The sequence below is a fragment of the Geodermatophilus sp. DF01-2 genome (genome assembly GCF_004571065.1).
Lineage (GTDB): Bacteria > Actinomycetota > Actinomycetes > Mycobacteriales > Geodermatophilaceae > Geodermatophilus.
The window spans coordinates 1-22216 of the sequence record NZ_SPQN01000073.1 but is presented as its reverse complement, the minus strand read 5'-3'; the positions used below and the strand labels follow the sequence as shown (position 1 = coordinate 22216).

The following is a 22216-nucleotide window of genomic DNA, read 5'->3' as shown; positions in this document are numbered from 1 at the left end:
GATCTGGCCGGACCGGTGGCGGAGGCCTCGGGCCGCCTGGCGCGGCGTGGCGCGTCCGCAGGTGCGCGGTCGGTCCGCCGTGCCGCCGTCGACGCCGTACGGCGGGGTCATGCGGCATCGACGGCGGCGAGGACCTACACCGACGTGGCCGCGGCGCGGCTCGTGCCGTTGCTGGCCACGACCGGGCAAGGGGCCTGGCGTGCTGCCCGCGCCGGAACGGACGCGGCCGTGCAGGTCACCGATGCAGCCACCGTGGCAGTCGGGGCAGCCGTCCCGCGGGTGGCCGCGAGCGCCGCCCGTGCCGGACGGACGGGTCTGCGTGCCGTTCTCACGGTGGGCGCGGCAGCCGAGGCGATTCCCGAGGTGGTCGCCGAGACCGGTGAACGACTGGAGAAGGGCGGGAAGAAGGTCATGGGCAGGGTGTCGCTGGGATTCGGGTTCGGTGTCGGGTACGCGCTCGGCGCGCGCGCCGGGCGGGCCCGGTACGAGCAGATCAAGCAGGCCGCGACCGGAGTCTTCGAGCGGCCGGAGGTCCAGCAGGCCCTGGAGAAGGCCAGGACCGCCGCTCCTGCGCTACTGCAGGGGAGCATCGACAAGCTGTCGGGGCGTGAGTCCGGCCGTCACAGCGCCAGCGCTCAGACGGTCGACGGCGAGGGAGCCGACGTGGTGGTGACGCCACCCTCGACGGTGTCCGGCACGGCCGGCCCCCGCGGGACGGACGCCCCTCTGCCGGACCCGCTGATCCCACCCGCCAAGTCGTCGGGCGACGAACCCACCGGACGGCCGTGATCATGGCGTAGTCGTACCGGCCACCGCGGTGCCGACCGCCATCCGCTCGCCCAGCTCGGTGGGGTTCGGCCGCACGTGGCTGGCTCGGGCTGCGGCAGGTCCTCGACATCCTCGGCCATGCTGCTGAGGCCCGATGCGGCAGCCGCCACGGGGTTGATCAGCGCCTGGACTCTTCGGGGCGGTCCAGCTCGCGGCCGGCGGCTGCCAGCACGGCCTCGCGGACGCGGTCGAGTGTGGTGGAGCGCAGCCGCCACTGCTGCCAGTACAGGACGACGTCCACCGCGGCGGCCGGGTCGAGGACGACCAGCTCCGCCGTTCCGCCTCGCGCCTGGAGGTCGGGCACCATGCCCCAACCCAGGCCGAGGGTGACAGCGGCGACGTAGTCCGCCGCGGCGGGCACGTAGTGCACCGGTGGGTCGATGTCGGAACCGGCCTGCGCGTGCAGATAGCGGTACTGCAGGTCGTCCTTGCGGTCGAAGACGACGACCGGGGCCCGGGCGAGCGCCTCGGGGGTGGGGCCGGCGGGGAACCAGTGCCGCGCGAAGGCGGGGGTGGCCATCGGCCGGTAGCGCATGCCACCCAGGCGGGTGGAGGTGCAGCCGGGCACCGGCTCGGCGTCCGCGGTCACCGCCGCCATGACCGTGCCGGCGCGCAGCAGGGCGCTGGTGTGCTCCTGGTCCTCGCGGTACAGGTCGAAGCAGACATCGGCGGCCAGCGGCGCCAGGACGGGCAGCACCCAGGTGGCCATCGAGTCGGCGTTGACCGCGATCGGCAGCGTGGGCACGCGCTCGGGCGAGGGGTTGCCGCCGAGCTCGCGGGCCACGTCGGCGGTGAGTAGATCGACCTGCCGGGCCAGCCGCAGCACCGCCTGTCCGGACTCGGTGACCTCCACCGGCTTGGTGCGTACCAGCAGGATCCGGCCGGTCGCGACCTCCAGCGCGCGCAACCGCTGGCTGATCGCTGATGGGGTGACGTGCAGCGCCCGGGCAGCAGCTTCCAGCGTGCCCCCGCGGACGGTGGCATCCAGCGCCCGCAACTGGGCCAGGTCCAGATTCACGAACAGCAATGCTAATGAGCCGTCAGAATGATGAGCTGGACCGCGTGCGGACCCGTTCCTAACGTCCACGGTGTGCTGACCACTCCGGCGCTGCTCGCGCTCGCGTCCGGGCTCGCCCTGGGCCTGGGGCTGATCGTCGCCATCGGCGCCCAGAACGCCTTCGTCCTGCGGCAGGGACTCCGCCTGGAGCACGTGGCCGCGGTGGTGGCGGTGTGCGCCCTCTCGGACATCGCGCTGATCGGCGCCGGGGTGCTGGGCGCCGGCGCGGCCCTGTCGCGGGTGCCGTGGCTCATCCCGGTGGTGTGCTTCGCGGGGGCGGCGTTCCTGCTCTGCTACGGCGTGCTGGCCGCGCGACGGGCGCTGCGTCCCGGCGCGCTGCTGCCGGACGCCGACGGTGCACGCACCGGTCTCGCGGTGACGGTCGGCACGTGCCTGACGCTGACCTGGCTCAACCCGCACGTGTACCTGGACACGGTGGTGCTGCTCGGCTCGATGGCCTCGACGTACGGCGAGCACCGTTGGCAGTTCGCCGCCGGTGCCGGTCTCGGCAGCGCCGTCTGGTTCACCGGCCTCGGCTACGGTGCCCGCCTCCTCCGGCCGGTGTTCGCCCGCCCGGCGGCCTGGCGGGTCCTCGACGGCGGCATCGCCGTCGTCATGACAGCCCTCGCCGCCTCCCTGGCCGTCCGCGGTGTCGTCGGGACCTGAGTCCGCAGCGTGGTGCGGAAGACGTGCGGAGGTCCGATGTCTCCCGGCAGTACGGGGCCGGAGGTCCGGTGGATCCAGGGCCCGGTTGGATGTTGGCCGAGGGCCTCGGCCCCGACCGGCAGCGGCCGCCGCTGCTCGCGTGTGGAATCCCGGTGCCGCAGTCAGCGGTCACCGGCCGACCGTCCGGAGGCCCCGTGATCGACGTCGAGCTCCCGCCCGGACCCGCCGCGGGTGCGCTCGCCCGGGGGTTCGCCGCGTGCCTGGCGTCGGTCACCGAGGTGCCGGTGGCCGACCTGCCGCGGCCCGACGAGGACCTGGGCCACGCGCTGGGCACCTGGCGGAGCTGGCTGGCCGGGCACGGGTCCGGGCTGGTGCCCATCGCCGACCCCGTGCGCTTCCAGTGGGCCGGGTGGTGGATCGCCGTCGTGCAGCACCCGCCCGGGCCGGCGGGCGGCCGACAGGCCGACGGAGCCGAGATGGCCGTGCTGGCCTTCGGCACGCCGCCGGGCGTCGTGCTCAGCCCGCAGGCGCCCGCGCTGCTGGGTCGGGCCACCGCGGACCTCCGCATCCGTGCGGCCTACGCCGTCGCCTCCCTCGATCCGGTGCTGCACCGGCAGCAGGGTGAAGCGGACCTGCGCGGCACCGTCGAAGGCCTCGCCGTGGCGTCCGCCGCGGAGGCGCCGATGCAGCTGCTCGAGGTCGCGCAGGCCCGCGCCGGCCGCGGGTTGGACGGAGACCGCTACGCCGCGGGAGCCGGCACGTTCAGCCCCCGCGCCGGCCTGCGCCCCGGCTACGACCTGACCCTGATCGCCGCCGAGGTCCTCCACCAGATGGCCGCGGCCGGGCAGGCCCTGGACTTCGCCGGCACCCGGCGCAACGTCCTCACCCGCGGCATCGACGTCAACGCCCTGGTCGGGCGACGCTTTCGCATCGGCGACGTCCTGTGCGAAGAGCGTCGGCTGTGCGAGCCCTGCGTCCACCTCGACCGGCTCAGCGGGCCGGGGATCCTCCGGCCGCTGATCCACCGCGGCGGGCTGCGCGCCGACATCCTCACCGACGGGGAGATCCGCCTGGGAGCGCCGGTCGTCTCCGTCTGATCGAACGAGCCGACTTCGGCTGACCGGCGTCAGACGTTGAAGCGCAACGAATCCAGGGTCATCGGACGACGTTGACCAGCGACGGACATAGCCTCTGGGCTGCACATATGCGGTTGGACGAAGTTGGCCGTGATGGGCCTTTGCTGACCGTCTTGCGGACTGTGTGCGGACTGCCGCGGCTCGGCTCACCCTCCCCGCACCCATGCGCTCGGTGCCGGCAGCCCTGGTGTCCGACCGTGTCCTCCACGGGGTCCCCGATGCCGGCCGAGCCTGAAGGGGCATGATCAGCTTCTCGATCCAGTTCCACCGGGGCACCCGCGAGGTCGACGTCACCGCGCTCCCCGGCGAGCACGCTAACGAGGAGGCTCCCGCGGTTCGCGTCGACGCGGAGGTCGCCGGGATCAACGGTTTCTCCCCGTACTCTGCTGATCATGAGCTCCGCCGACGGTTGGGACCTCACCGTCCCCGAGGACGCAGCCGAGTTGCTCGCCGAGCTACGCCGCCACGGCGTGCGGCCTGGTCAGCGCCTCCACGTGGTTCGCGCCTCGGACGATCAATCGCAGCCGTCGAGTGAGCCGACCGAGGGCTCGGCCACTCGCACACTCGACTTCATCGGCTCGGTGCACGGCGGCCCTGCCGACCTCTCCACCCGGACCGACGACTATCTCCGGCGGGGCTTCGGTCGCGAGTGATCCTCCTCGACACCAATCTGCTGGTCGCCGCCGCAAGGACCGCAGACACCAACCACCACAGCGCGGCGCGGCTGCTCAAGACCCTCACCGAACCGCGACTGGTACCGCCGACCGTGGTCGCCGAGGTCTGTTACCTCCTCAGCGAGTGGGCTGGCCCGGACGCTGAGGTCCGGTTCCTACGCGATTTCCGTCCTGGTGGCCTGCAATTGACCGAGCTGACCAACACGGACGTCGCTCGGATGGCCGACCTCGCCGAGCGCTATGCCGACCTCCGCCTCGGCGGTACCGACGCGTCGGTCATCGCCATCGCCGAGCGCCTCGGCATCCATCGCATCGCCACCTTCGATCGGCGGCACTTCACGGTCGTTCGCCCCACCCACGTCGAAGCGTTCACGCTCCTGCCGGAGGCCGCGTCGTCCTGACCAGGCGGACACCCCACGTCGACCCCCCGGCGTCGGCGTTCCCATCGGTGCTCTGCGGCCCTCGTCAGACCTGTGTCCTGCCCGCAGGTCATGGACGGGGACGCTCTTGCGGCATCCTCCGGGTCAGTGGTGACGTCCCCCAGAGCGAGGGGTGACATCCAGCTGGCCGTGGCGGTCGATGGCAGGGACGGCCAAGTACCGCGGTCGGCGATGGCGGCCGGCGCGCTGACGCGTCGGCGTAGGCCCTCATCCCGCCGCGCATTCACCAATGTCCCCCAACAATGACCAACATGTCACCCCCGAAGATGCCGAAGATCCCCGTGACATGCGGCCGGAGCTACCGCTGTCGGTAGCATACGTGCCGCAAGTAGTGAAGACTCTGGCGCAAGTAGTGGAGACCCTGGTGGTTACGATAAGCGGCGGTCGGAATGGGCTATCTGAGGCAGGTTTGGTCGACCTAATGGACGTTGTCGGTAGCGGTTGGTCGCCTTACCGACGTCCGGGAGGTGTGATCGGCTGCGATCTTGATCGGGGGCGTGATCCCTCGCGGTGCTTCTCGAGCTGGCCCGCGGCAAGATGCGCGTCGGGATTGCGGCACAGACCGAGGCGCTGACCCGCCACTCCGATGCTGGCCACGCCCAATTGGCCCGCTTGTTGAACCGGCTGGAGCTGGTCGAAGACGCCCCCGCCCAACTGGACGCCGAGGGGTGGTGGGATCCATGGGCTCGGCAGGCTCGGTCCGTGATCTTCAGGTTGGACAGCTCGATGACAACGCGGCCGTGGGCCTTGAAGTAGCGGTTGGTCTCTGGAATGTCACGTACGGGGGTGCTCGTCGGCCCGATCGGCTGAGATGACCGCCGCGGTGGCTGGGGGTGCCTTGTCGTGCGGCAATTTCAGCTGGTGTCCCCACGGGCGAACGCGGTGGCGAGCACCACCCTGAGAGACTCAGAAGGGCGGTCCGAGCAGCAGCTTGTCATCGGGGTGGTTGAGTCGCTTCCAAACCGGCGCAAAGTACTTGTTGTTCAGCTTGGTGACTTCCTGAAAGTCGGTTACGACCTCGTTCACATCAAGACCTCGGTCAGCTCGCCGCATCCCCGTTACAGTCAGGTTCGTCGACCCCTTGAATGCAAGCAAGCCGTCGATGATGATGATCTTTTGGTGAGGGGCGTCATAGATCCCCTCTGAGCTGGGAATCGTCTTGGCGTGCAGGTTGGGCGCTTCGTCCGGGTACTCGCAGAGCTCCGTCCGTACGTGGGCCTCGACGCTTGAGGCAAATCCATAGACCGGCACGCGCATACTGGTCGCCTTGAGGGCGCCAATCATAACGTGGCTCATGCCCCAGCTGGAGAAATGAACATACTCGCGCGCCTGGGTCAGAGCTTCAAAAAACAACCGCATGGTCGGCCACGGCTTGGTGTAGGAATTGCCGCGAGACTTCTGCACCATCTTCGCGAGTGCGGTCGCATGAGGGAACAGGTCCCCTTGATGCGCCACGTACCCCTCATCTACGAGCAGGTCGCGGATGGAGACGTCCCTGAGCCAGTCTTCCTTCATCAGGTGCGTCTTGCACACCGGGCAGTGGTAGTCCATCCTGCCGGCGCGGACACCCTCGACCGGCCGGTGGGTCACCGTAGCCAGTTCCGAGAAGACACCACGACAGGCAGGGCACAGGTACCGCGGAGGCTGAAAGTCCAGGATGGAGGTGATGTCGAAGCCGGGCACTGGGGGGTCTGACCCTTCGGTAGCGCGGGAGCGGCGCAAAATCTGGAGCAAGCGGAACCGTGGGGTGATGGACGTTGTCAACCAGGGTGATACCTACACATTGCAGGTGACCGGCCAGCAGTTCCCACGTGTCCAGGCCATGACTGTGGCCGAACTGTTGCAGCGTAAACGCCCCAAGTTGCCCCTGACACTCCTGCCGTACATTCAGGCATCGCGCCAGGAAGGTTCGAAGCCGGGACGAGAGCCTGTTCGACGTCTAGTTCAGGCGCACCGTTTGCGTCTCCTCGTAGGGACGTCCATCCTCCTCCCAGCGGATGATCGCGTCCCACTGAAAGGCGCTCCCCATGTGCGCCATCAGCGACCAGCTGAGGCTGCCACCGGGCGCGAGGCGGCTAACTGGGGTGATGTCGTAAGGCTCCGGCGGATCGCCCCCCTCCGTAAGGGGAAGGAATTCAAAGATGAGGTTCTCGGCGGCTGCGGTCCCCTGGTTGGTGATGACGAAGCGATACTTTGTAGAGAACTTCGGCTTGCCCTTATTGTCAACGCCGGTCATCTCACGCTCAGAGCTTGCCGACGCGATAGGGTTCGCCCGCGGAACCGTGGTTGGTGTTGAGCTCACGTCATCAAACGCCGACGCGTCTTTGGCGAAGTATTCTCGGGCGATCAAGGTCAGATGTGCAGTGACCTTTCGGCTCAGCTCAGCTTCGCTATCGTACGAGTCGTAGATCGAACGACTCTTCAGCTCCTCCTGAAACTTCAGCAGGCGGGCGTACTGCTCCGGATCGACGCTGCCCGGTACCACGGGCTGGCTGGAAAAGTAGATGAGCGTTGGCTTCTTGGCGTCGTGAGAGCGACGGATCTCCTCGGCCGTTCCGGATGCATCTGTCTCGGTGGCAGTTCCGAGCCGCGTCCAGAAGGTGCCGATGAGGACATCAGCCTTATCGACCAGCTGCCTGTTTATGATGGCCTGTGGGTGGCCTCCAACGCCGGGGAGTACGTCCCGCTCCCACATCCGCGGCTGGAAGGCGATCTTGGTCGCCTCACTGTTGAGGGCGTTCCAGTCTTCGATCGCGGTGCGGATGACCGTTCTCGCGGACTCCGTGTCGCCGGGGGACGCGATCAGTACTTGGACCATGAGCACCTGGTAGGTCATACGGAAGCTCCCTCACTGTGCCGGCTGACTCACCTTGACGCGTCCCGGGATCGCAGGGTAGTTGCCACGGCGGACAGTCTTGGGGGCCCCGACGTGTCGCTTGATCACCTGACCGGCCGGTCAACACTGGTCAACCTGAGGGCAACCTGGTGCGGCGCCTGCCGGGAGGAAATGCCGCTGCTTCAGGATGCCCACGCGCGGGCCGGCGAGCAGATCCGGTTCCTCGGCGTGGACACCCAGGACGACCCGGCCCGCGCCGCCTGCATCCAAGACCTGGGCGTCGACTATCCGCAGGTCGTCGACCCCGACGGGCGGCTGCTGGCCGCCCTCGGTGTTCGTCGGCTGCCGGTGAGCCTCGCCATCGAGGCGCACGGCCTGACGCGTTCGGTTTCGGCCGACGAAGCCGGACCTTGACCCGCGGCGCGCGCCATGTAGTTGGGCCGACGCCCATGCCTTCCCTCCTGCCCGGCCACGCGCCTGGCGTTCCTGGACGACCGTCCGTAGCCAAACGTCGAGGAGTAGTTCTGGGTGAACGCGTCGATCCGCCACCCGGACGTACGCATCCCTTCGACCAACTCGGTGATTCTCCCGGCGCTCAGGACGGTGGAGTCGACTCACTGCTCCGCGGCGGGCGGCTACATCCCGTCCGAAGCCATTGACCCAGAGGTCCTCGAGGCAGCGTCGCGTTCAGAGGCGGGCCAGAAGGCGCTGTCCTCGGCGACGGACCCGGAACAGCGCCCAGACGAGCGGTGCAAGGAGGAGCAGCGCCACGACCGCCAGCGTCCACAGCACGAGATCGTCGTCGTTGTTCAAACGAGCTGCCGTCGCCGTGAGCACGGCCGCAGCGACGCACAGACAGCTGCAGACCGCTCCGATCACGGCCGCTTCCGACCCTGGCGTCGGACCCGCGTGCGCCATGACTGCGGCTCGGCATCCGGCGGCAGCAATCCCGTGCGCATGGCTTGAGTGACCTCGTCGTCCTCGGCGGACTTGCGCTGGGCCTCCGGCATGGTGCGGCGGGCCATCGCTGAGGCAACGCTCGAGGCCACAGCGCTAAGAGCGTCCGCCAATAGGTCAGCGTATTCGCGGCGATCTTGGTCGGGTGTCCCAGCGGTAGAGGTGCCAGGCGGCCCGCAGCAGCGCACGGATGGTGACGATGGCGGCGGCCAGGGCGAGATAGGCGTCGATGCAGTGGCGACGGCGTTCGGTGCAGCGACGGATCTTGCCGAAGTCGTTGAGCCACGAGTTGGTGCGCTCCACCACCCATCGTTTGTCGACCTGGATCGGCGCGGGTTGGCCGCGGTGGGCGATCTGACCGGTCAGGCCTCGTTCCTCGAGGGCTTCCCGGCAGGGGCGGTAGTCGTAGCCTGCATCCAGATGCACCGTGATGTCCGGCGGCAGCGGTTGCCACTGCTTGAGTTCATCGAGCGTGGGTTCCAGCAGGGCGTGATCGACGGTGTTGGCCTGTGCGGAGACGGTGCCCAGCGGAACGCCGCCGCCCTCGGTGAGCTGCGAACGCTTCACTCCGCCCTTGGCGCGGTCGACCGGGCTGCGACCGGCGACTTCGCCACCGCATGACGCCTTGGTGATGCAGCCGTCGACGCAGACGTCGGCCAGGTCCAAGCCGATCATTCTCTCGTAGGCGTCCAGGCATTTCAGTCGCAGCTGCTCCCAGACGCCGAGCCGGATCCACTCGTCGCGGCGCCGCCGCATCGTGGTCGCCGAGCAGGTCTTGTCGCCGAGGCGCTCGTAGCCGCAGCCGAACACCAGCGCTTCGACCAGCTTGTCGAAGACCACCGCGTCGTCGATGCGCGGGCGGTGGCAGCCCAGCGGATGCTCATCGACACGATCAGGCAGCAGGGCGAGGAACTCCTCGCGCAGCGGGTCAAGGATGCACGATGGGACGGCAGGCACGAGCGGTCCACATCTCACGGAGCGTTAGCACCTTCGCAAGAGTGGCCCTCGTGCCTGCCCTTGATGATCAGCCACGCCGAACGCCGTGATCACGCCTATTGGCGGGGGCTCTAAGGCCGCCTTCAGCGCGAAGGTTGCCGGTCGCGGTACTAGGCCATCCGCTCGTGTAGGTCGTCGAAGAACGTGGCGACCGTCCGCTCGGCGTCGGGCGCTCCAAGCTCATGGCCGCCGAACCGGTAGACGTCGTACCCGGCAAGCTGGAGCCGACGGTTCTCGGCGACCATCTCGCCGTACAGCCGGGGGCTGGCCAGGCCCGTCTGCTCGTCCGCATAGTGCTGCCGGCCGTCCACCTCGATCACGACGCGGCTGCGGTCGGAGTAGAGAAGCAGGAAGTCCATCCGCTGGCGCGCCAGGGGCGAGCCGCTTGAGCCGCGTGCCCGGCGGGTCAAGGGGTCGTAGTGCAGGTACACCTGCGGGATCAGTGCCGGGATGTCGAACCGACCACCGGCGTAACGCTTCAGGTAGGTGCGGAAGACAAGGTGTTCGGCCGGGTTGTCGCCGATGCTGGCTTGCAGTCGGGCGCACAGTCGGTGGCCCACCTCGCGGTCGTCCACCGCCGCGTCGATCGACTCGCGGTCCCGCCACCAGTCGATCAACGCCTGAAAGCTCAGTCCCTCGCCCCCGATGGGCCGGTCGTAGATCAGGCAGAACTGGGCGTTGCGCGTGATCTCCTCGTCGTTGCTGACGGCGTCGCGGAGCACCAACTCGGGCTTCGGGCCGTTGGCCGCGAAGATGAGGTTCTTGACGCCGCCCGTCACGCCGCCGGACGACCGGCGGTACGCCGCGATGAGGTCCGGCAGCTGACCGACCTGCACGTCCGGGCGGTCAACGACGCGCTGCGACAGATCGATCAGCTGCGCCAGCGACCAATCCTCCGTGGCGAGCCTGATGTGCTCCCGCTTGGACCAGTCCCACGACGGGAGCTCGTCGCGGGCGATCAGGCGCAACTCGTCGGTGAGCACGATCCTCAGGTCGTCCTTCGTGTAGGTCATCAGCGCACCCTCCAAAGCCGCCCTGACCGTCCGCTCGGAGACAACGAGAGGCGGGTTCTCCTGCTGGACGATGTTGATGGACCACGGCCAACCGCTCACGGGGCCAGCGACCTTCAGAGGGCGGGGAGGGCAGCGGCGGCCGCAGCGAGCTTGGCGGCCACGTCATCTAGTGACGACTCAGCGGTATCGAGACCAGCGTGCGAGGCGAGCATGGGGCTGACGTCGTAGAGCTGGTCGAAGGTGACCCCGTGCGTGACCGGGATGACCCGGTTGCTGTTGAGCAGGACCGCAAGTTCCTTCTCGGCGATGCCCTCGTTCTTGATGCTCTCCAGCAGCGCTGGCGTCACCAAGACGATTCCGATGCGGGAGTTGCGGAGCCCCTTATCGATCTCTCGGGTCATCAACGATCCGAGCGGAATGTCCTCCTCGCTGAACCACACTGTCGCGCCGTTCGTCTTCAGCCGGCCGTAGAGCTCGGCTGCGCTGCCTTGCCGGTCGGGCCATGCGTGGCAGAGGAAGAGGTCACGGCGGTCCGGGTGGACGCGAGCCTGTTCCGCTGCCTTCTCGGCGTAAGGCTGAACGGTCTGCCATTCCCGTGGGGTGTACGAGACCGTCCGGCCTGCCCTGGTCCTACGTGAGCTCCCACCTGACGAGCCGCCGTAGCTCGACCCGCCGCCGCCGTAGGAAGGCCGATACGAGTAGGACGAGTACGACGAGCGGTAAGACCTCCTACCCCTACACGCTGGGCAGTTTGCAGCCCCACTCGCGGTGCGGTGGCCTTCACGCGGAGCTGTGCATTGCGCCATGCGGGCAAGTTAGAGGAGACCTCCGACATATCACGGTCACTGCACGGCCTGCCGAAAGGCGCAAGCGTCTCGGTGCCCTGGCTACGCTCCGGCTCCATGACGACGATCTACAGAACCCAGGAGCGGAGCGGCTACGGGAAGCAGAACTACTACTGGAACGAGTACAGGCTCGAAGGCGACACCGTCGTCAAGTACAGGTGCCACAGGCAAAAGTTCTTCGATGGCAAGGAAAACACCTGGCAGGAGGACGAGACCTCCCAGGAAACCTGGCTGGTCAACGACCCGGGCATGCCTGACTGGTTGAAGCAGTACCTCTGATCGCCGTCACTGGACGGCCTTGCCGCCTGACGCCTTTCCGTGCCGGAACTCCACGACGTCGCCGTCCTGCATGACGTAGTCCTTGCCCTCCATGCGCACCCAGCCACGGGCCTTGGCCTCCTGCATCGAGCCGGCCTGGACGAGCTGGTCGAAGGACACGATCTCGGCCTTGATGAAGCCGCGCTGGAAGTCGGTGTGGATGACACCGGCAGCCTGCGGGGCGGTCGCGCCGACCGGGATGGTCCAGGCGCGGGCCTCCTTCGGCCCCGCGGTCAGGTACGTCTGCAGCCCGAGGGTGCGGAAGCCGACCGAGGCCAGCTGGTCGAGCCCTGGCTCGTCCTGCCCGACGGCGGCCAGCAGCTCGGCGGCTTCCTCGGCCGGCAGCTCGATGAGCTCGGACTCGATCTTGGCGTCGAGCAGGATCGCCTCGGCCGGCGCCACGAGAGCCCGCAGCTCCGCGATGAGTTCCTCGTTGGCCAGTTCCTCCTCGTCGACGTTGAAGACGTAGAGGAAAGGCTTGGTCGTCAGCAGGGTCAGCTCGCGCAGCGGCTCGGGGTCGAGGCCGGCGGAGAAGAGGGTCCGGCCCTCGTCGAGCACCTTTTGCGCGTCCTGAGCGGCGGCCAGCAGCGCGGCGCGCTCCTTGTCCTTCCGAGCCTCCTTCTCCAGCCGCGGGATCGCCTTCTCCAGCGTCTGCAGATCGGCCAGGACGAGCTCGGTGTCGATCGTGGAGATGTCGTCGGCCGGGCTGACCTTGCCCTCGACGTGCACGACGTCGGGGTCGGTGAACACCCGGATCACCTGGCAGATCGCATCGCTCTCGCGGATGTTGGCCAGGAACTTGTTGCCCAGCCCCTGGCCCTCGCTGGCGCCGCGCACGATGCCGGCGATGTCCACGAAGGACACCGTCGCCGGGACGGTCTTCTGCGAGGAGAACAGTTCCGCCAGCTCCGCCAGCCGCGAATCCGGGACACCCACCACACCGACGTTCGGCTCGATGGTGGCGAACGGGTAGTTCGCCGCCAGGACGTCGTTCTTGGTCAACGCGTTGAACAGCGTCGACTTGCCGACGTTGGGCAGCCCGACGATGCCGATGGTGAGACTCACGGACGTCCAGCCTACGTGGGGCCTCCCCCACGTAGGCCGGCACGACCTCCCCGCTCGTGTCGACCGGGCGGGGAGGTCGGCGCAGCCGCCTCCCGCCGCGTCCCCCCGAGACACGCGGTGAGAAGCGGCCCTGGCGAGCGACCGGGGGTCACGCCGGTCGCCCGGGACCATAGAGCCGTCCACCGGGTGGGGCGTGGCCGCGGCCTGCCCTCTCTTCGTTCGGTCCGAGGAGGCTTTCCGGTTCATGTCATGGGCGCCGGACGATCAACGCCGGGAATCCGGACAGAGCGGAGCGGGGGGACGGCATGGGACGACCGCAGCGACCGATCCCGGACGACGACCTCTCACCCGAGGCCGAGTTCGCCCGGGGGGCGCGGGCTGCGTGAGGACGCGGGGAACCCGGCGCTCAGTCTCCTGGCGCGCGGCGCACCGGTTGCAGCGACACGACCCTGTCCGCCGCGATGAGCGGCCGCGGCCGGCCCTCGCTCGGGCGCTGCACACCTCGCGGCTCTGGTACGGCGTACGGCTGGAGGACGGCGGCCTCGGCCATCAGTCCGAGACCTGGCTGGACCCGCTCGACCGCGGCGGGCTGGGCCTGCCCGAGTGCGGGCGACACCCCGCACGGCGACGGCACCGGGGGACCCGGCCCCGGAGCGCCCGCTCGGGGCGGGCCGTGCGACGCTCGTCACACCCCGTACCCCTGGAGGCCCCGTTGACCCTGCCCACCGCCGAGACGGCGCGACACGCCACCGCGACCGGTCCGCTCCCCGAGCACACCCGGGTGGTCGTCGTCGGCAGCGGCTTCTCCGGCATCGGCACCGCCGTCGCCCTGCAGCGGAGGGGCATCGACGACTTCGTCGTCCTCGAACGCGAGGAGAGCCTCGGCGGCACGTGGCGGGACAACACCTACCCGGGCGCCGCCTGCGACGTGCCCAGCCACCTCTACTCGTTCTCCTTCGCCCCCAAGCCCGACTGGTCGCACGTGTACTCGCGCCAGCCGGAGATCCGCGAGTACCTGGAGCAGGTCGCCGCAGACCACGGCGTCCTCCCGCACCTGTACTGCGACACCGACGTCGTCTCCGGGCGGTGGGACGACGACGCGCTGGTCTGGCGGCTGGAGACCACCCGCGGCAGCCTCACCGCCGACGTCCTGGTCAGCGGCGCCGGCGGCCTGGTCGAGCCGCACCTGCCCGAGGTGCCGGGCATCGCGGACTTCCAGGGTCCGTCTTTCCACTCCGCCCGCTGGGACCACTCCGTCGACCTCACCGGGAAGCGGGTCGCCGTCGTCGGCACCGGGGCCTCGGCCGCCCAGTTCGTGCCCGAGCTGCAGAAGGTCGCCGCGAAGGTCGTCGTCTTCCAGCGCACGCCGCCGTGGGTGATCCCGCGGGCCGACCGCTCCTACACCGACCGCGAGCACCGCGCCTACCGCACGATCCCGGGCCTGCAGCGGCTCGCCCGTGGCGGCCAGTACTGGAGCCGGGAGGCCCGGCTGCGCGCCTTCATCGGCGGCGGGCGGCTGAGGCGGCTCTTCGAGAGTCAGGCGCTGAAGACCCTCGAGCAGCAGGTCCCCGACCCGGTGCTGCGCGCCAAGCTGACCCCGCACTACGCCATCGGCTGCAAGCGGGTGATCGTCAGCGACGACTACCTCCCCGCGCTGACCCGGCCCAACGTCGAGGTGGTCGCCTCCCCCGTCGCCGAGGTCCGCGCGCACTCGGTCGTCGACGCCGACGGCGCCGAGCACGAGGTCGACGCCATCGTCTACGGCACCGGCTTCCGGGTCATGGACATCCCCCTGGGTCACCGGCTCACCGGCTGCGAGGGCCGCACCCTGCGCGAGGAGTGGGACCGCGACGGCGCCCAGGCCCACCGCGGCACCACCGTCGCCGGCTTCCCCAACCTCTTCCTGCTGCTCGGTCCGAACACCGCGCTGGGCCACACCTCCGTCGTCCTCATGATCGAGGCGCAGATCGGCTACGTGATGGAGGCGCTGGAGGCGATGCAGCGGGCCGGCGCCGACGCGCTGGAGGTCCGTCGCTCGGCCCAGGACGCGTACAACGCAGCGCTGCAGGCCGAGCTCACCGACACCGTCTGGAACGCCGGCGGCTGCCGGTCCTGGTACCGCGACGAGCACGGGCGCAACTTCACCCTGTGGCCGACGCACACCTTCACCTTCATGCGCCGGCTCCAGCGTTTCGACGCCGACGCCTACGAGCTGCGCGCCGCCCGCCGCGTCCCCGTCGCCGCCTGATCCCGGAGCCCCCAGAACAGATGCGCACCTCCACCCTGGCCGCTTCCGCTCTCGCCGTCGCCGCCGGTGCGGCCCTCGCCCGCCGGCGCGCCACCCGCCCCGACGCCGCCCCTCCACCCGAACCGGCTCCGCCGCTGCGGGGCCGGGCGCGGACGGTGACCACCGAGGACGGCGTCGAGCTGCACGTCGAGGAGTTCGGCGCCGAGCCGCCCACCGCGACCGTCGTCCTCGCGCACGGTTACGTGCAGAGCTCGAAGCTGTGGGCCGGGCAGGTCCGCGACCTGCTCGAGGCGCGCCCCGACCTCAAGGTGGTCACCTACGACCACCGCGGCCACGGCGCCTCGGGCCGGACGACGCGGGACCGCGCCACCATCGAGCACCTGGGCGGCGACCTGGCGCGGGTGCTCGAGGCGGTCGCGCCGGCCGGTCCGGTCGTCGTCGGCGGGCACTCGATGGGCGGCATGACGATCATGGCGCTGGCCGAGCAGCGGCCCGAGCTGTTCGGCGACCGGATCGTCGGGGCGGCCTTCGTCGGCACCAGCTCCGGGGGCCTGGACGCCGTCACCTGGGGGATGCCCGCGCCGGTGGCCCGGCTGGTCAAGAGGCTGCTGCCGGTCCTCAACGAGCGGGCGGTGCGGGCCGAGCAGGCCGGCAAGCCGCGGAAGGTCGGCGCTCTCGACATGCGGCTGATCTTCAGCAAGAGCGCCGACCCCGCCGACGTCGCGGCGACGATGGAGGTGCACCGCGCCTGCTCGGCCGAGACCGTGGCCGCGTTCGGCGCCACCTTCTCCGACCACGACCGGGTCCGGGCCTTGAAAGCCCTCGCCGACGTCCCGGCGCTGGTCGTCGCCGGGGACGCCGACCTGCTCTGCCCGGTCGAGCACAGCCGGGTCATCGCCGACGCGCTGCCGCTGGCCGAGTTCGCCGTCTACCCCGGTGCCGGCCACATGGTGCAGCTGGAGCGCCGTCCCGAGGTCAGCCGGCGGCTGCTGGCACTCGTCGAGCAGGCGGTGCGACCGACTGCCGAGGCACGGCCCGTCGAGAGCCCGATGAGCGCATGACCGGCCCCGTCGACCTCGCCGCCGTCCTCTCCCGGATCGACCAGCCCTGGCAGCCGCGCACGGTCGCCGTCCTCAACGACTACGACCTGCGCGTGGTGAGGACGCACGGCGAGTTCAGCCGGCACAGCCACCCCGAGACCGACGAGGTCTTCCTCGTCCTCTCCGGCTCCCTGACCATCCGCATGGACGACGGCGATGTCACCCTCGGCCCCGGCCAGCTGTACGTCGTCCCGCGAGGCGTCCCGCATCAGCCGTGGTCCGAGCACGGCGCGGAAGTGCTGCTCGTCGAGCCGAGCGCCACCGTCAACACCGGCGACACGCCCAGCGAGCTGACCGCCGAGCGCCGGCTCGCTTGACACCGCGGCCCCGCCGCCCGGTCCTGCGGTCTTCTTCCCCCTCTTGCGGTGGTGCACCACCGCAAGAGCGCACACGACACCGCAGAAGTCCCGTCCGATGGCCTCGGTCATCGTCCGGGCCCGGGCAGCAGGCCGCGCTCCACGGCGACCATCACCGCCCGGGTGCGGTCGTCGACACCGAGCTTGGCGAACACCCGCAGCAGGTGGGTCTTCACCGTCGCCTCGCCGATGAACAGCTCCCGGCCGATCTCGGCGTTGGTCAGCCCGCGCGCCACCCCGGCCAGCACCTCCAGCTCCCGCGCGGTCGGCGCCTCCACCGACGGCGCCCGCAGGCGCGACACCAGCCGGGCGGCCACCGGCGGGGCCAGCACCGTCTCCCCGCGGGCCGCGGCGCGGACGGCGTCGGCCAGCTGCGGCAGTGGCGCGTCCTTGAGCAGGTAGCCGGTCGCGCCGGCAGCGACGGCCCGGACGATGTCGGCGTCGGTGTCGTAGGTGGTCAGCACCAGCACCCGGACGGTCGGGTGCGCCGCGGCCAGCCGCTCGGTCGCGGTCACGCCGTCCATCCGCGGCATGCGCAGGTCCATGAGGACGACGTCCGGCGACAGCGACGCCGCCAGCGCGAGCGCCTCCTGCCCGTCGGCTGCCTCCCCGACCACCGTCAGGTCGTCCTGCGCGTCCAGCCACCCGACCAGCCCGCCGCGCACGACGGGGTGGTCGTCGACGACCAGCACCCGGATGGTCACGAGCCCGGCACCCGCACCGTCACCGACGTCCCCGCCCCCGGGGCGGAGCTGACGTCCACCGAACCGCCCACCTGCTCGACCCGTCCGCGCAGCCCCGCCAGCCCGGCTCCCCGGGCCGCGGCGACGTCGAACCCCACACCGTCGTCCGCCACGTGCACCGACACCTGCCCGGCCACCCGCGCCAGGCGGACCACCACCGCCGACGCCGACGCGTGCCGCCGCACGTTGGTCAGCGCCTCCTGCGCGCCGCGCAGCAGCACGATCTCCTCGTCCCGCCGCAGCGCCGGCCCCTCCCCCAGCGCGGCGGTGTCCACCCGCACCGGCAGGCCGGTCTCCCGGCCGAAGCGGGAGGCCAGCTGCTCGAGCGCCTCCACCAGCGTGGCGTCGTCCAGGGCGACCGGCTGGAAGGCGGCGACCACCGCGCGCGCCTCGGCCAGGTTGTCCCGCGCGACCTCCTCGATGAGCGCCAGCCGGTCCCGCGCGGCGGCGGGGTCGGCGGCGAGCTGCGCGGCCGCGGTCTGCGCCAGGACGACGATGCTCGTGTAGCCCTGCGCCAGGGTGTCGTGCACCTCGCGGGCCAGCCGTTCCCGCTCGGCGAGCACCCCGCGCTCCCGCTCGGCGGCGGCCAGCTCGGCCCGGGTGCGCTCCAGCTGGTCGATCAGCTCCGCCCGCTGCCGGCTCTGCTCGAGCACCCGGCTCACCCAGACGCCCAGCGCGATGCTGAACAGCATCCCGACGCCGGCCGAGAGCAGCGCCTGCTGGGCGTCCGCCCCGTCGGCAGCGGCGGCCAGCGGGCCGGCGAGGCTCGCCACCGCCAGCAGGACCGTCCAGACGATGCCGGGCCGCGGCGCCTCCACCAGGAACCACACCTGCGGATAGGCCAGGAAGAGCAGGAACAGCAGCGAGGGCGCCAGCCAGGCCAGCACCCCGAAGCAGCCGACCAGCACGACGAGGTACGCCACCGCCTGCACCGGGTGGTCGCCGGCGATGGCCGGTGCCCCGGCGACCGCGTACGCGACGGCCAGCACGCCCAGCGTCACGACGAGGACCGCGCGCTGCCCGGTTCCGACGTCGCCGACCAGCGCGGTCACGACGGCCAGCGTCCACACCGCCGCCGACACGACGTGGATGCCGAGCACGGTGGCCCGCCACCCGCGCTCGGACAGCGGCGCGCTGCCGTCGTTCCCACCCCGGGCGGGGAGGACGACGGCGGCGAGCCGGCTACGGAGGTTCACGCCCCGCGCCGCCAGCGGAAGGTGCGGGCGCAGACCACGACGCCGATGATCACCCACGCGGCAAGCACCAGGGCGGTCCGCCCGTGCTCCCACGCGCCGGCCACCTCCGCCGCAGCCGCCTGCTCCGGCAGGAACACCGAGCGCATCCCCTGGGTCATCCACTTGAGCGGGAAGATCGCGGCGACCTGCTGCATCCACGCGGGCAGCTCGGTGTAGACGAAGAAGACGCCCGAGAAGAACTGCAGGACGACGGCGAAGGCCGGAATGCCCGCGCCGGCCGCGCGGGCGCTGCCGACGACCGACGACACCGCGATGCCGAGCACCGTGCCGGCCAGCGCGCCGCCGAGCGCGACCCAGGTGAACGTCAGCCACCGGGCGGGGTCGTCCGGCAGCGGGACGTCGTAGGCCAGCGAGGCCACGGCGAGCAGCACGGCCAGCTGCGCCACCGTCGAGACCAGCACCTGCCCGGCCTTGCCGCCGAAGTAGGCGACCAGTGGCGTGCCGAGGACCTGCAGCCGCTCGAGGTCGCCCCGGTCGCGCTCCTCGGCGATGCCCGTGCCGACCGCCTGGAAGCTGGTGAGCATGATCCCGGTGGCCGCGATGCCGGCCACGAAGTACTGGCTGAACGGGACGCCGGGCGAGACCTCGTTGCCGCCGAACACCGAGCCGAAGACGACCATCATCAGCACCGGATAGGCGAAGGAGAACACCACCTGCTGCGGCTCGCGGACGAACAGCCGCAGCTCGAGGCCGACCCGCGCCCACGCGATGCGGGCCCACGCGGATGGCGCCGGACGGGTCAGGACGGTGCCGGTCATCGCACGGCCTCCTCGGGAATGCCGACCAGGCGGAGGTAGACGTCCTCCAGGCCGGGGCGGGTGACGGTTAGGTCGGGGAGCTCGCCGTGCGGGACGGCGGCGAGCAGGTCGCGCAACAGCGCGGCCGGAGTGAGGGTGCGCACCTCGCGGGGCGCGCCGTCCTCGGTCCAGTGGACGGTGGCCTCGCGGCGCAGCGCCCCGCCGAGCTCGGCCGGGGGCGCCACCTCGACCAGCCGGCCGTCGGTGATGACGCCGACCCGGTCGGCGAGGTGGGCTGCCTCGTCGAGGTAGTGGGTGGTGAGCAGGACGGTCGTGCCGGCGGCCTGCAGCGACTCGACCAGCGCCCAGAACTGCCGTCGGGCGACCGGGTCGAGCCCGGTGGTCGGCTCGTCGAGGAAGAGCAGGTCAGGCCGGCCCTGGACGCCGAGCGCCACCTCGAGCCGGCGACGCTGCCCGCCGGAGAGCCTGTCCACCCGCCGGCCGGCTGCCTCGGTGAGCCCCACCGCGGCGATCAGCTCCTCGGATCGCTGTGGGGTGACGTGGTAGTGGGCGAAGTGGTCGACCGTCTCGCGCACGGTCAGCGCGTTGCCGGCGCCGGTGGTCTGCCCGACGACGCCGACCCGGTCGCGCCACGCGCGGTCGCCGCCCGCCGGGTCGGCGCCGAGCACGCGCACCTCGCCGGCGTCGCGGCGGCGCACGCCCGCGAGGATCTCGACGGTCGTCGTCTTGCCCGCCCCGTTGGGGCCGAGAAGGGCGAAGACCTCGCCGCGCCGCACGTCGAGGTCGATGCCGTCGACGACGGCCCGCCCGCCGTAGCGCTTGACCAGCCCGCGGACGCGGATCGCCGGTCGTTCGTCGGGCGCCGTCCTGCTGCGGGTCGGCGCCGGCTCTGTCGTGGTCATGGCCCGACCCTCCTCCCGCGCCGCGCCCGGTGGGACCGCCGATGCGCCGGTCCGCCGTCCACCGACCGGTGGACACGAGAGGAGTTCGACCGGGTCGGCGACGCGGTCGGGACGCCGCCGTGGGATGCAGAGCGCCGCGGTGCCCGTCGGCGCCGGACGAGGTGCTCTGCCGACGCAGCGACACCGCCCGGTTCTGGCACGGCCTCGCGCGGCGCAGCACACCGCGGAAAGGGTCCGCGCCCGCCGCGCCGGGGCCGTTCGGCGGCGGCGGAGACGCCGGGTCGGCTGTCGTCATCGAGACAGGCTGGATTCAGTCAATCTCTGGATTGATTCCACTTTCACCCTGCGCGTCGGGGTGGCCCGTGTCACGGTGGTCCCACGCGAGGCGGTGGAGCACGAGGGGGACGCGGTGTCCGGTACACAGCGACGGGTCGGCATGGCCGTGGTCGGTCTCGGAGGCGCGGTCGCCACGACCGCCGTCGCGGGGCTGGAGCTGCTCCGCTCCGACGCGGGCGACACCTCGGGACTGCCGCTCGCGGGGCTGGACGTCGACGGCCGCCCCGTCGAGGAGGCGACCGGAATGGTGCGGTACGCCGACCTGGTCGTCGGCGGCTGGGACCTCGACGGCGCCGACCTCCGCAAGGCCGCGGAGCTGCACGGCGTCCTCGACCCCCGGCAGCTGGAGCAGGCCGGGCCGCACCTGTCCTCGGTGACCCCCTGGCCGGCGGCCGGGGACGCCGACTTCTGCCGCAACGTGACCGGCGGCAACGTGGTGCTCGCCGAGACCCGCCGCGCCCAGGTCGACGCCGTCCGGGCCGACCTGGCCCGCTTCCGCCAGAAGCACGACCTCGACGGGCTGGTCCTGGTCAACCTGGCCTCGACCGAGCGCTGGCCCGACCCGGCGGCGCCCGCGCTGCAGACGGTGGAGGCGTTCGAGGCCGGGCTGGACGCCGACGACCGCTCGATCACCCCGTCGATGGTCTACGCCTGCGCGGCGATCGCCGAGGACGTCGGCTACGTCAACTTCACGCCCTCGCTGGCCGCCGACGTCCCGGCACTGGCCGAGTTCGCCGAGCGGCGCGGCGTGCCGATCGCCGGCAAGGACGGCAAGACCGGGCAGACGATGATGAAGACGGTGCTGGCGCCGGCCTTCCGCAGCCGCTCGCTCACCGTCGAGGGCTGGTACTCGACCAACATCCTGGGCAACCGCGACGGCCTGGCTCTCGACGACCCCGATTCGCTGTCGAGCAAGCTGCAGACCAAGGGCAGCGTCCTCGACTCGATTCTCGGCTACCCGGTCGAGGACCACGTCGTGCGGATCGACTACTACCGGCCGCGCGGGGACCAGAAGGAGGCCTGGGACGCCATCGACCTGGTCGGCTTCCTCGGCCAGCGCATGCAGGTCAAGGTCGACTTCCAGTGCCGCGACTCGATCCTCGCCGCGCCGCTGGCCATCGAGCTGGCCCGCCTGACCGACCTGGCCCAGCAGCGCGGCGAGGGCGGCATCCAGACCCAGTTCGGCTGGTTCTTCAAGGCGCCGATGACCCCGGACGGCGGCGTGCCCGAGCACGCCCTGCACCGGCAGGAGCGCGCGCTGCTCGACTGGCTGGCCGCGGCCCCGGCCGGCCGGTGACGGGCGGGCTCCCCGCTCTGGCGCAGCTGCGGCCGCTGCTGGCCGAGGTCGGCGACGCCAAGCGGATCCGGGTCGCGGGCGCTCCCGGGTCGCTGGCCGAGCAGGCCTTCGCCCGCGCCTGGGGGCGGCTGGTCGCCGGCGAGGACGCCGCCGCGGTCGCGCTGTCGGAGACGGCGGCGGCCGTGGCCCGGGCCCGGCTGGCCGGCATCGACGGCGCGGTGCTGCGGACGGCCGGCCTGTCGGACACCGAGGCTCACGCGGTGCTGCGCCGCGGCTTCGACGAGGTCGCCGGCCCGGCCGGCCCGGCACCGACAAGGCGAGGAGCGCCCCGTGGCAGCCACCGACATCCGTCCGAAGATCACCCTGGCCTGCCAGGAGTGCAAGAGCCG

The 22216-nt window shown here is 71.3% G+C and carries 23 protein-coding genes and 1 pseudogene; 13 read left to right on the top strand and 11 right to left on the bottom strand.

The features are described 5' to 3' along the window. The coding region (locus E4P41_RS22755) for a hypothetical protein (RefSeq protein ID WP_209307768.1) at positions 1-789 on the top strand (789 nt) is incomplete at its 5' end. A gap of 157 nt (positions 790-946) precedes the next feature. On the opposite strand, the gene E4P41_RS16995 is transcribed toward E4P41_RS22755, so the two are convergent. Continuing rightward, positions 947-1846 (bottom strand): LysR family transcriptional regulator ArgP, encoded by a 900-nt coding sequence (locus tag E4P41_RS16995; protein WP_135142449.1) that lies wholly within the window; start codon positions 1844-1846, stop codon positions 947-949. Between the two features lie 72 nt (positions 1847-1918). Between E4P41_RS16995 and E4P41_RS16990 the strand changes: the two genes are divergently transcribed. From E4P41_RS16990 to E4P41_RS16975, 4 genes are all read left to right on the top strand, one after another. After that, entirely contained in the window at positions 1919-2551 is a 633-nt protein-coding gene (locus tag E4P41_RS16990; RefSeq protein ID WP_135142448.1) for a LysE/ArgO family amino acid transporter, read from the top strand. Between the two features lie 194 nt (positions 2552-2745). After that, positions 2746-3648 carry an MOSC domain-containing protein gene (locus E4P41_RS22750; RefSeq protein ID WP_209307767.1) on the top strand — a complete coding sequence of 301 codons (903 nt, stop codon included), beginning with the start codon at positions 2746-2748 and terminating at the stop codon, positions 3646-3648. A gap of 431 nt (positions 3649-4079) precedes the next feature. Continuing rightward, positions 4080-4340, top strand: a complete 261-nt coding sequence (locus tag E4P41_RS16980) for a hypothetical protein (RefSeq protein ID WP_135142447.1) — start codon at positions 4080-4082, stop codon at positions 4338-4340. Next, the gene (locus tag E4P41_RS16975) at positions 4337-4762 is read left to right on the top strand and encodes a PIN domain-containing protein (protein WP_135142446.1); all 426 of its coding nucleotides are present in this window, start codon (positions 4337-4339) and stop codon (positions 4760-4762) included. The genes E4P41_RS16980 and E4P41_RS16975 overlap by 4 nt, the downstream gene beginning before the upstream one ends. 945 nt (positions 4763-5707) lie before the next feature. Here the strand turns inward: E4P41_RS16975 and E4P41_RS16970 are convergent. Both E4P41_RS16970 and E4P41_RS23415 read right to left on the bottom strand, forming a co-directional pair. After that, on the bottom strand, positions 5708-6484 hold the full coding sequence (locus E4P41_RS16970; protein ID WP_135142445.1) for a hypothetical protein: 777 nt from the start codon (positions 6482-6484) through the stop codon (positions 5708-5710). 256 nt (positions 6485-6740) lie between these two features. After that, the gene (locus E4P41_RS23415; protein WP_245177433.1) at positions 6741-7637 is read right to left on the bottom strand and encodes a hypothetical protein; all 897 of its coding nucleotides are present in this window, start codon (positions 7635-7637) and stop codon (positions 6741-6743) included. Between E4P41_RS23415 and E4P41_RS23410 the strand changes: the two genes are divergently transcribed. Both E4P41_RS23410 and E4P41_RS16955 read left to right on the top strand, forming a co-directional pair. Then, positions 7611-8051 carry a TlpA disulfide reductase family protein gene (locus E4P41_RS23410; RefSeq protein ID WP_280660982.1) on the top strand — a complete coding sequence of 147 codons (441 nt, stop codon included), beginning with the start codon at positions 7611-7613 and terminating at the stop codon, positions 8049-8051. The genes E4P41_RS23415 and E4P41_RS23410 overlap by 27 nt on opposite strands. A gap of 114 nt (positions 8052-8165) precedes the next feature. Next, entirely contained in the window at positions 8166-8603 is a 438-nt protein-coding gene (locus tag E4P41_RS16955; protein WP_135142442.1) for a hypothetical protein, read from the top strand. 108 nt (positions 8604-8711) lie between these two features. Here E4P41_RS16955 and E4P41_RS16950 read toward each other — a convergent pair whose 3' ends face one another. The 3 genes from E4P41_RS16950 to E4P41_RS16940 all read right to left on the bottom strand — a co-directional run bounded on the left by E4P41_RS16950 (position 8712) and on the right by E4P41_RS16940 (position 11409). Next, positions 8712-9551 (bottom strand): IS5 family transposase, encoded by an 840-nt coding sequence (locus E4P41_RS16950; RefSeq protein ID WP_135142441.1) that lies wholly within the window; start codon positions 9549-9551, stop codon positions 8712-8714. 149 nt (positions 9552-9700) lie between these two features. Beyond that, positions 9701-10702 carry a hypothetical protein gene (locus tag E4P41_RS16945; RefSeq protein WP_135142440.1) on the bottom strand — a complete coding sequence of 334 codons (1002 nt, stop codon included), beginning with the start codon at positions 10700-10702 and terminating at the stop codon, positions 9701-9703. A gap of 14 nt (positions 10703-10716) precedes the next feature. After that, positions 10717-11409 carry a toll/interleukin-1 receptor domain-containing protein gene (locus tag E4P41_RS16940; protein WP_135142439.1) on the bottom strand — a complete coding sequence of 231 codons (693 nt, stop codon included), beginning with the start codon at positions 11407-11409 and terminating at the stop codon, positions 10717-10719. Positions 11410-11505: 96 nt separating this feature from the next. Here E4P41_RS16940 and E4P41_RS16935 point away from each other — a divergent pair, with 96 nt between their 5' ends. Beyond that, positions 11506-11727: a hypothetical protein gene (locus tag E4P41_RS16935; protein WP_135142438.1), complete on the top strand. Its 222-nt coding sequence runs from the start codon at positions 11506-11508 to the stop codon at positions 11725-11727. Positions 11728-11733: 6 nt separating this feature from the next. On the opposite strand, the gene ychF is transcribed toward E4P41_RS16935, so the two are convergent. Then, positions 11734-12831, bottom strand: a complete 1098-nt coding sequence (gene ychF, locus E4P41_RS16930) for a redox-regulated ATPase YchF (RefSeq protein ID WP_135142437.1) — start codon at positions 12829-12831, stop codon at positions 11734-11736. Positions 12832-13543: 712 nt separating this feature from the next. Here ychF and E4P41_RS16925 point away from each other — a divergent pair. The 3 genes from E4P41_RS16925 to E4P41_RS16915 are packed head-to-tail and all read left to right on the top strand — an operon-like array spanning position 13544 to position 16496. Beyond that, positions 13544-15079, top strand: a complete 1536-nt coding sequence (locus E4P41_RS16925; protein WP_245177431.1) for an NAD(P)/FAD-dependent oxidoreductase — start codon at positions 13544-13546, stop codon at positions 15077-15079. Between the two features lie 20 nt (positions 15080-15099). Continuing rightward, the gene (locus E4P41_RS16920) at positions 15100-16140 is read left to right on the top strand and encodes an alpha/beta hydrolase (protein ID WP_135142435.1); all 1041 of its coding nucleotides are present in this window, start codon (positions 15100-15102) and stop codon (positions 16138-16140) included. Beyond that, complete coding sequence (locus tag E4P41_RS16915) at positions 16137-16496, top strand: cupin domain-containing protein (protein WP_135142434.1); 360 nt, start codon at positions 16137-16139, stop codon at positions 16494-16496. Before E4P41_RS16920 ends, E4P41_RS16915 begins: the two co-directional genes overlap by 4 nt. A gap of 107 nt (positions 16497-16603) precedes the next feature. On the opposite strand, the gene E4P41_RS16910 is transcribed toward E4P41_RS16915, so the two are convergent. Genes E4P41_RS16910 through E4P41_RS16895 form a run of 4 tightly spaced genes read right to left on the bottom strand, consistent with a single transcriptional unit; the run spans position 16604 to position 20194 of the window. Further along, positions 16604-17239, bottom strand: a complete 636-nt coding sequence (locus E4P41_RS16910) for a response regulator transcription factor (protein ID WP_135142433.1) — start codon at positions 17237-17239, stop codon at positions 16604-16606. Further along, the gene (locus E4P41_RS16905; protein ID WP_135142432.1) at positions 17236-18474 is read right to left on the bottom strand and encodes a sensor histidine kinase; all 1239 of its coding nucleotides are present in this window, start codon (positions 18472-18474) and stop codon (positions 17236-17238) included. The genes E4P41_RS16910 and E4P41_RS16905 overlap by 4 nt, the downstream gene beginning before the upstream one ends. Then, positions 18471-19292, bottom strand: a complete 822-nt coding sequence (locus E4P41_RS16900) for an ABC transporter permease (RefSeq protein ID WP_135142431.1) — start codon at positions 19290-19292, stop codon at positions 18471-18473. The genes E4P41_RS16905 and E4P41_RS16900 overlap by 4 nt, the downstream gene beginning before the upstream one ends. After that, a complete protein-coding gene (locus tag E4P41_RS16895) occupies positions 19289-20194 on the bottom strand; it encodes an ABC transporter ATP-binding protein (RefSeq protein ID WP_135142430.1) in 906 nt (301 codons plus the stop codon). The genes E4P41_RS16900 and E4P41_RS16895 overlap by 4 nt, the downstream gene beginning before the upstream one ends. A 436-nt stretch (positions 20195-20630) precedes the next feature. Between E4P41_RS16895 and E4P41_RS16890 the strand changes: the two genes are divergently transcribed. Further along, on the top strand, positions 20631-21827 hold the full coding sequence (locus E4P41_RS16890; protein WP_135142429.1) for an inositol-3-phosphate synthase: 1197 nt from the start codon (positions 20631-20633) through the stop codon (positions 21825-21827). Continuing rightward, positions 21824-22216: pseudogene (locus E4P41_RS16885) on the top strand (hypothetical protein); the annotation flags it as partial. The gene E4P41_RS16890 and the pseudogene E4P41_RS16885, both read left to right, overlap by 4 nt.

Bases quoted from the DNA above. Each gene is read 5' to 3' on its own strand.
- E4P41_RS16980 (WP_135142447.1), top strand. From the start codon at position 4,080: ATGAGCTCCGCCGACGGTTGGGACCTCACCGTCCCCGAGGACGCAGCC.
- E4P41_RS23415 (WP_245177433.1), bottom strand. From the start codon at position 7,637: ATGACCTACCAGGTGCTCATGGTCCAAGTACTGATCGCGTCCCCCGGC.
- E4P41_RS16940 (WP_135142439.1), bottom strand. From the start codon at position 11,409: ATGGCGCAATGCACAGCTCCGCGTGAAGGCCACCGCACCGCGAGTGGG.
- E4P41_RS16935 (WP_135142438.1), top strand. From the start codon at position 11,506: ATGACGACGATCTACAGAACCCAGGAGCGGAGCGGCTACGGGAAGCAG.
- E4P41_RS16920 (WP_135142435.1), top strand. From the start codon at position 15,100: ATGCGCACCTCCACCCTGGCCGCTTCCGCTCTCGCCGTCGCCGCCGGT.
- E4P41_RS16915 (WP_135142434.1), top strand. From the start codon at position 16,137: ATGACCGGCCCCGTCGACCTCGCCGCCGTCCTCTCCCGGATCGACCAG.
- E4P41_RS16900 (WP_135142431.1), bottom strand. From the start codon at position 19,292: ATGACCGGCACCGTCCTGACCCGTCCGGCGCCATCCGCGTGGGCCCGC.
- E4P41_RS16895 (WP_135142430.1), bottom strand. From the start codon at position 20,194: ATGACCACGACAGAGCCGGCGCCGACCCGCAGCAGGACGGCGCCCGAC.
- E4P41_RS16890 (WP_135142429.1), top strand. From the start codon at position 20,631: ATGGCCGTGGTCGGTCTCGGAGGCGCGGTCGCCACGACCGCCGTCGCG.